The sequence below is a fragment of the Pseudomonadota bacterium genome, assembly GCA_010028905.1.
Lineage (GTDB): Bacteria > Vulcanimicrobiota > Xenobia > RGZZ01 > RGZZ01 > RGZZ01.
In genome coordinates, this window is record RGZZ01000237.1 from 1 (window position 1) to 7,701 (window position 7,701).

The 7,701-nt window shown below is 65.1% G+C and carries 7 protein-coding genes; 3 read left to right on the plus strand and 4 right to left on the minus strand.

Annotation, left to right across the window (positions count from 1 at the left end):
• Positions 1-254: 254 nt before the first annotated feature.
• The 3 genes from EB084_15340 to EB084_15350 form a co-directional block, all read right to left on the minus strand.
• The gene (locus EB084_15340) at positions 255-689 is read right to left on the minus strand and encodes a hypothetical protein (protein ID NDD29631.1); all 435 of its coding nucleotides are present in this window, start codon (positions 687-689) and stop codon (positions 255-257) included.
• A 211-nt stretch (positions 690-900) separates the two neighbouring features.
• The gene (locus EB084_15345; GenBank protein ID NDD29632.1) at positions 901-1,251 is read right to left on the minus strand and encodes a type II toxin-antitoxin system PemK/MazF family toxin; all 351 of its coding nucleotides are present in this window, start codon (positions 1,249-1,251) and stop codon (positions 901-903) included.
• Entirely contained in the window at positions 1,252-1,536 is a 285-nt protein-coding gene (locus EB084_15350) for a hypothetical protein (GenBank protein ID NDD29633.1), read from the minus strand.
• Between the two features lie 549 nt (positions 1,537-2,085).
• On the opposite strand from EB084_15350, the gene EB084_15355 reads away from it, so the two are divergent.
• The 3 genes from EB084_15355 to EB084_15365 all read left to right on the plus strand — a co-directional run bounded on the left by EB084_15355 (position 2,086) and on the right by EB084_15365 (position 6,878).
• Positions 2,086-4,068, plus strand: coding sequence for a hypothetical protein (locus EB084_15355; GenBank protein NDD29634.1), 1,983 nt, complete (start codon positions 2,086-2,088; stop codon positions 4,066-4,068).
• Positions 4,069-4,285: 217 nt separating this feature from the next.
• Entirely contained in the window at positions 4,286-4,933 is a 648-nt protein-coding gene (locus EB084_15360) for a cephalosporin hydroxylase (protein ID NDD29635.1), read from the plus strand.
• A 34-nt stretch (positions 4,934-4,967) separates the two neighbouring features.
• Positions 4,968-6,878 carry a hypothetical protein gene (locus tag EB084_15365; GenBank protein NDD29636.1) on the plus strand — a complete coding sequence of 637 codons (1,911 nt, stop codon included), beginning with the start codon at positions 4,968-4,970 and terminating at the stop codon, positions 6,876-6,878.
• 159 nt (positions 6,879-7,037) lie between these two features.
• Here EB084_15365 and EB084_15370 read toward each other — a convergent pair.
• Positions 7,038-7,701, minus strand: a 664-nt coding sequence (locus tag EB084_15370) for a DUF255 domain-containing protein (GenBank protein NDD29637.1), incomplete at its 5' end; no start/stop codon positions are given.

A 7,701-nucleotide genomic window follows, 5' to 3' on the forward strand; every position in this document is an offset into this window, starting at 1 on the left:
ACGCGTCTCCTCCGGCGTAGCCCGCAGATTACGCGTCTCCTCCGGCGTAGCCCGCAGGAAGGCGAACAACACCCCGCACGCGCAAGCGCACGCCACCCACCAAAGATAAGTGCTGCTGCTCCGACCTGACTTCACGAACCCCTGCCCCTCCCGTATCACTCAGGCCTTGCGTTTATTCGCGATTCGCAGGCAGGCCCTTTCCATCTCGTTCGCCGCGGCGGCGATACGCAGCGGAGCGACATGCGGCTGATGCTCTACTTCACGCCAAGCGAATTCATGCGCTTCATGAGCGAGTCGAAGGCGGCCGGCGGGGTGCCCGGATCCGTCCACGACACCGTCTTCTTCCGCTTGCCGTCATCGTAGAAGAGGGTGCGGGTCATTCCATCGGCCGCCGTCGGCCCGCCGTAGGCGGACTTCCACTGGAAGAACCCCGCCGTGTCGAAGGCCTTCTGCAGCTGAGCGAGCTGGGCGGGCGAAAGGTTGCGCACGACGCGCTCGCTCTTTCGGTCAGCAGCCACGACAGTGCCATCGGCCTTCACGATCACCCATTCGTCGAGGCCCACGATTCCACCCGAGACATGAAGTGCGATGGCACCCGCCGGCACGGTGCGGGCATGCGCGCCAATGGCCATCGTGTTGAGCAGAATAAACAATGCAAAGAGAGTGACGATTCGTGGAAACATCTTCATGCACGGGCAGTTCGCGATCGACGTGCGAAGTACCTTACTAACTGTCCAGTAGTAGAAACGAAACGAGGCGAGCAAACAGGAGATGAGATCGGTAGCCCGCACAAGCGAGCACCGCAGGCGTACTCTCGGCAGTACGCCGAGGAGCGCAGACGCGGAGGGCACCGAGATCGGCGACGACTTGCGAGCCACAGTCGAGACTACTACTGGACGGTTAGTACAGCTCGAGCTGGTAACGAAGCGCTGTGTCAACCTGCTTCATGCGGACGGCGTCGAGGGCACCGGAGCGGCGAAGCAATCTCGACTGATCGATGGTGAACACCTGCGCACAGTTGACGTGCCCTGCCTGTGGCAGACCGCCTTCGCCCTGCTCGAGGGGAACGGTGAACGGATAGACCCTGGGAAGAGGCGCCGAGCTGATCGCCGCCACGACCGTGTATGAAGACCATGTGTTGCCTCGGTCGTTCTGTACCACGAGGGCGGGGCGCGTGCCGGCCTGTTCGGTTCCTCGCGCCGGATTGAAATCAACCCAGTAGATCTCGCCCCGCTTGACCTTTGGCGGCATCTAGGCCCTCTCGCGCGCAGCCGGCTCCGGCGCATCAACCGGCTCTGGCGACCAGGCAGGCCAGGTCTCGTTGGCGAGTGGAAGCGCGCTGTGGGCAAATTCGGAGGTCTCGGCCGAGAGCGAACGATAGCCTTCGCAAGCCAGCTCATCGAGGCTCTGCTGCTGCTCTTGCTGCACGAGATCGGCCAGATAGCGGCTCATGCTCTTGCCCTGCGCGGCAGCTCGCGTGCGGATCGCGACCGCGACCTCTGCGTCGAGCGATAGATTGAGCTTGACGGCCGCCATGAACGCGCCTCCTAGTTGATGCTACCTACTGATGCTACATCACTGTGCCATCCAACTATACCATGCCCCCCTGCAACTGACAACGTCGGTTTTGAGGTCGCCAGCCGGCACCATCTTGTTCCCAAAGCCCGCTCTACTTCACGCCGAGCAGATTCATGCGCTTCATGAACGTGTCGAACGCGATCGCGTGGAGCAGAATCAACAGTGCGAAGAGGGTGACGCTTCGTGTAAACCTCTTCATGAGTAGACAGCTCGCGCCCGGATCACGACCGCCGCGTCGAGCGATAGATTGAGCTTGACGGCCACCCTGAACGGGCCTCCTGCTTCGGACCACTGACAGAGACGCATCGTCACCCACCCGGGAAGCCACGAGACCCGGCGTGTCCACGTACCGCATCCTCTGGTTGTGAAGGTTTCAGCGAGCTGCGCAAAAGAATGGAACTTCAACGACCAAAGTAGCTGGTCGAAATTGCAAACGGAACTTCTGCACACGTGACACACCTTTTCGCCCCGTCGCTGAGAGCCCGAGCATCCACATTCATACAGACAATGACGTGCGCGCTGCTGCTCGTGGGCTGCTCAAGCGGTAGCGGGCCGAACGCTGTCTCTCCACCGTCCCAGACGTTCAATGCCCCATCGAGCACCGTGTTCGCCGCCGTGTCGGCGGGCGATGTCACGAGCCAGGAGGCCGTGCTGTGGGCGCGGGTACGGGGGGCGGAAGCCGTTGACTGCACGGCCCTGATCGCCACCGATCCGTCCTTCCAGACGGTGGTCCGCACCCTGACCTCTCCCTCGGTGCCCGCCAACGCGAACACCGTCAAGATGGCGGTCACGGGCCTCTCACCTTCAACGCACTACTGGTACTGCTTTCAAGGTTTAGCGAGCCGGAGCATCACCGGGCAGCTCAGAACGCTGCCTGCGCCCACCGCGGTCGAACCCTTCAAGATCGGCTTCAGCGGCGATGCCGATCAGCGCTTCCGCCCCTATCCAGCGATGGCGAACTTCGGAACCGCGCTCAACCCGGGATCCGTGGGGCTCAACGCATTCATCTTCCTCGGCGATATCATCTACGAGCGGAACGATGCGAACGGTCTCCCCGGCTTCGGGAAAGGCAGCCCATACCAGACCCCGTCGGGCACCTCGGGACCCGACGTCGCCCTCGCCGCGCTTGATCCGCTCAACACCCTGTACCTGGCCAACATCTCCGGGGTCAACGCAGACGGCACCATCGCCGACACCCCTTCCGCCGGCCTGCAGACGGGTCTGCAGCGCATGTTCGCGGCCGCCGCCCAGTACGCGTTGATCGACAACCACGAGATCTTCGGCTCGCTCCAGAGCGGCGGGGCTGCCCTGCAGTCGCTCAAGGAGAACGTCGACGACGCATATGCCGTGAACCGCACCGGCGCCTACAACAACAAGACGGTGGGCTTCCTGGCCGAGACCAAGGCCTTCTACAACAACCTTCCCATCAGCACCGACATTCAGGGCTCCATCAGCGGCGGCGATACGATGCCGTTCGGACTGACCGTGACGAACCTTCTGTATCCGACCGAGGCGACGATCTCCGCGCCGCGCGATCCGCGCACCGACGGAACTGCCCGCAACTGGTTCTCCCGCAGGTGGGGACGAAACGTGACCTACATCCAGCTCGACGACCGCAGCTATCGCGACGCCCGCATGGTTGCGCCCGCCGACAATCCGCTCACGCCACCCTACATCACGCGCCAGCCGGCTCAGTTCGATTCGAACGGTTCTCTCGACCCGAGTCAGTGGACGAGCCCGAACAACAGCGACCCGAAGCCTGGCGTCTATCAGAGCGCCAACTCGTCCCCCGACCGCACCATGCTGGGAGAAACGCAGCTCGCATGGTTCAAGTCGCAGATGCTGGCCGCCCACAGCGAAGGCGCCCGCTGGATCGTCATCGCCCTCTCCACCCCCATCGACCAGAGCGGCCCGCATCAGGACAGCAAGTCCTGGGCGGGAGGCTACCCGGCGGCCCGCAACGAGCTGCTGAAGTTCTTGGTCGACAACCAGATCCGCAATGTGGTCTTCTTGACCACCGACGACCACACCGTTCGAGTGACCCCGCTGCAGTACCAGCCCGATCCAATCAACCAACCGCTGGTCTGGGCCCCCGTACCCGGCGCCTTCCAGCTGCTCGCCGGTCCGATGGGAGCGGGTGGCCCGAACGACTACGCCACGCCGGAATCACACACGTTCGCCACCATCCAGCAGGTCGCCGCGCAGGTCAACGGAGACCTTGCCGATTACAGGCAGCCCCTGATCGGCCTGGTCGGATATGCGGGACTGACAAACGTGTTTCGCGCAGGTGACCCGACCGCTTCGACCGCTCCCCAGAGCGCCGACTTCTACGTGCCGGATCAGTTCGGCTACACCACGCTGGCCTGGGATGCCGACGCCAACCTCACCGTCGAGTGCTGGGGCCTTGACTCCTACCAGCCAAACACCTACCCAGCAACCTCAGCCATCCCCCACCGCGCATTCGCCTTCACGGTGAAGCCACGCCCCTGATCGGCTGACATCGGTCGTCACACGGCACGCACGGCGCCGCTCAATCGGCAAGCCAGCGCGCGCGCGCAATGCGTGTGCTTCGCGCGCCACCTGCAGGGCTTCATCGCCCTGAAGAGAATCGTCGACGAGGCCAACACGGCGGTGTCTCTGTGCGCATCGGCGCTGCGGCCTGCGCTGAACAGAGGCTGAGCAACCGTCAGGAGGCATCGTGTCGCAGATGAGACCGTGGGGCACCGCACTTGCGCCGCAGGCCGTGGCGAGCATACAGCACGGCACGCTGCGCTATGCGTACAAGGGCACCCCGCTGCTGAAAGACCCCTTCGATCTCGCCCTGTACCCGTTGCTGCTGTGGAACCTCAAGCCCCGCACCATCATCGAGATCGGGTCGTTTGCGGGCGGGAGCGCGTGCTGGTTCGGCGACCAGCTGAACAGCCTCGGCATCGACGGCCACGTCCACTCGTTCGACATTCGCAGGCCTGCCGGGGTCTCACACCCTCGGGTGACGTTCTGGGAGGCCGACGGCCGGGATCTGGCCGCCACCATCACCCCCGAACTCCTGGCCTCGCTGCCCCGACCGTGGCTCGTCATCGAAGACGCCGACCATCACTACGAGACCACCCGAAACGTGCTGGCATTCTTCCATGCGCATCTGCGCCCGAACGAATACGTGGTGGTGGAAGACGGCATCGTCTCCGACATGGGGGGAGACGCCCAGTACAACGGGGGCCCTGGCCGGGCGCTGCTCGAGTTCTTGACCCAGCATGCGGGTGAGTACGCCATCGACGCCCAGTACTGCGACTACTTCGGACACAACTTCACGTGGTGCACCAACGGGTTCATTCGCAAGCTCGAGGCCCGCGCCTGAATGACGCAGAACGCTCAACCCTCGACGGCCGCCCATGCACGAGACTGAGACCTCCCGCACGCCCATGAGCGATCCGCTGCAAGACCCGCTCTTCGCAGCCATTCACGCCGCCTGTCGCGACGCGACCATGACCTCTGTCGAGCGCATGTATGCATTGTATCGGGCCGTCTTGATCATCGTGCGCCATGAAGTTCCCGGGGATTTCGTGGAGTGCGGGGTGTGGCGAGGCGGATCGGTGATGCTCATGGCGCTGACCCTGGCCGCGCTGGGGTGCACCGATCGCACCATCTGGCTCTATGATACCTTCGAGGGCATGCCGCCGCCATCGGAGATCGATCGCGACACGCATGGCCAGACCGCTCAATCGCTGCTGGCGGCCGAAGCCCGCAGCGAGACCTCCCGCATCTGGAGCTATGCCCCTCGCGAGGTCGTGGCGCGAAACCTCGAGCGCACTGGCTATCCGCAGCAGCAGCTCCGGTTCGTCGAGGGCAAGATCGAAGAGACCGTGCACAAGCAGAGACCTGAACAGATCGCCCTGCTTCGGCTCGACACCGACTGGTACGAATCGACGCGCTGCGAGCTCGATGTGCTGTACCCACGCCTCGTGCCGGGGGGCGCGCTCTTCATCGATGACTACGGCCACTGGCAAGGCGCGCGCCGCGCGGTCGATGAGTACTTCGCGGCACAGCGCGACCCCGTGGTCTTTCACCCCATCGATTACACGGGACGCCTCTGCTTCAAGCGCGGTGAGCCTCTTCAAGACGGAGCATCGCCGCTCGATGCGCTCTGCGCGATCGAGCCGCCCGAACAGGTGCGCGAGCGCGCCGAGGCTGCGCACCGCGTGCTGGGCGATGCCTTCTTCAACGCAACCCCATCGCCGCGGGAACCGGCCGATGGGCGCGTGGCGAAGCAGCTCTCGCCCGACGAAGCCGCCGAGCTGGCCGCGCGCTACCATGAACAGGGCGACCTCACATCGGCCGACGCGCTCTGCCAGGCGGTGCTCACGCTGAAGCCGAACCACACGCAGGCGCTTCTGCGCGGCGGCATGATCGCCGCCCAGACCCTGCGCTTCGACGCAGCCGAAGTGCTGCTGCGACGGGCGACAGAGGCCAGCCCCACGAACAAGGCCGCGTGGAACCTGCTGGCCGTGGCGCTCAAGGAGAACGGCAAGCACGACGACGCGCAGCTCGCGCATGCGCGCGCGGCGGCGATGGGGAGACACGACTACATCGCTCCCCATTTTGAGAAGGTCTTTCCTGACATCGCTTTTCCGAACAAGGTCGAGGGCGACCCCGACAGCCATTCGTGGGCCTACCTGCGCAAGGAGATCGCCCATCGGTGGTACGTCGATCGACGCAGCCCCACCGTGGGCTTTCTCAGTCGAGACGAGGCCCACATCTTGTACAACACCGCCCGCATGTTCGCGGGCCAGCACGCGCTGGAGATCGGCTGCTGGTTCGGATGGTCGGCGTGCCACCTGGCGCTGGGAGGGCTGCGCCAGCTCGACATCGTCGATCCGCTGCTGGCCAGCGCCGTGTTCTACGACAGCGTCTCGTCGTCACTCGCCGAGGCCGGCGCTCTCCCGCGCTGCAGCCTGTACCCCGGGAAGAGCCCCCAGCGGGTGCAAGAGATCGCCCAGCGTCACCACAAGCGCTGGCCGCTGATCTTCATCGACGGCGACCACGAGGGCGTCGCCCCGCTGAACGACGCCATCACATGCGCAGCGCTGGCCAGCGACGACGCCATGATCCTCTTCCACGACCTGGCGTCACCAGACGTAGCCGCGGGCCTCGACCATCTGCGTGAGCAAGGCTGGCAGACGAAGATCTACCACACGATGCAGATCATGGGCGTGGCCTGGAGAGGCGCGGTGCGGCCTGTGGAGCACATCGCAGATCCGGCGATCGCGTGGTCGGTGCCGGCGCATCTGCGGGCGCATCTCTAAAAGTTCGGGGCGGGTTCCAGCCTAACAGCGCCAACACAGCCTCACCGCTGCGCTCTCGTCGTCACCGTTCGGCAATCTGAATTCCGAACGCGGAGGCGCTCAGGGGGTTGCGAACGCAGCGCTGTCTCGGAACGACCACAGCACGACCCGGCCAGGCGCTCAGGGCGTTGCGATGGCGTCGAGAACCACCGACGGCGTCAGCACGTCGGGGAGCACGTTGGGCTTGTCGTCGCCTGGGCGGTAGACGACGTAGACGGGGACGGCGCTGCGGCCGTAGCTGGCCAGGGCGGTGGCGATGACCGGGTCTTGCGAGGTGAAGTCGCCGCGCAGCGCCACCACGCCGCGGCGGGTGAAGGCGTCGGCGATCTCGCGGCGCGAGAGCACCAGGCGCTCGTTGGTCTGACACGTGGCGCACCAGGCGGCGGTGAAGTCGATGAACACCACCTTCTTCTCATCGCGCGCCTTCTGCAGGGCCGCGGGCGAGAAGGGCTGCCAGGCGATGGCCTCGGCCTGCTTGTGCACCAGTCCGTCCGCAAGCCACCACAGTGCGCCCGCCACCAGGGCGAGCGACACCACGCGCCAGATCCCGGCGCTGCGCGACAGGCTGCTCTGCGTACGGCCATATCCCCACAGCCCCAGCGCAACCATCACCTGACAGGCGAGCAGGGCCGCCATTCCAGAAGGCCCGCGCTGAACGCCGAGCACCCAGGCCAGCCACACCACCGCGGCCAGCATGGGGAACGCGAGCGCCTGCTTGAACACCACCATCCACGGCCCTGGGCGGGGCATGCGACGCATCAGCGCGGGAACGCACACCAGCAGA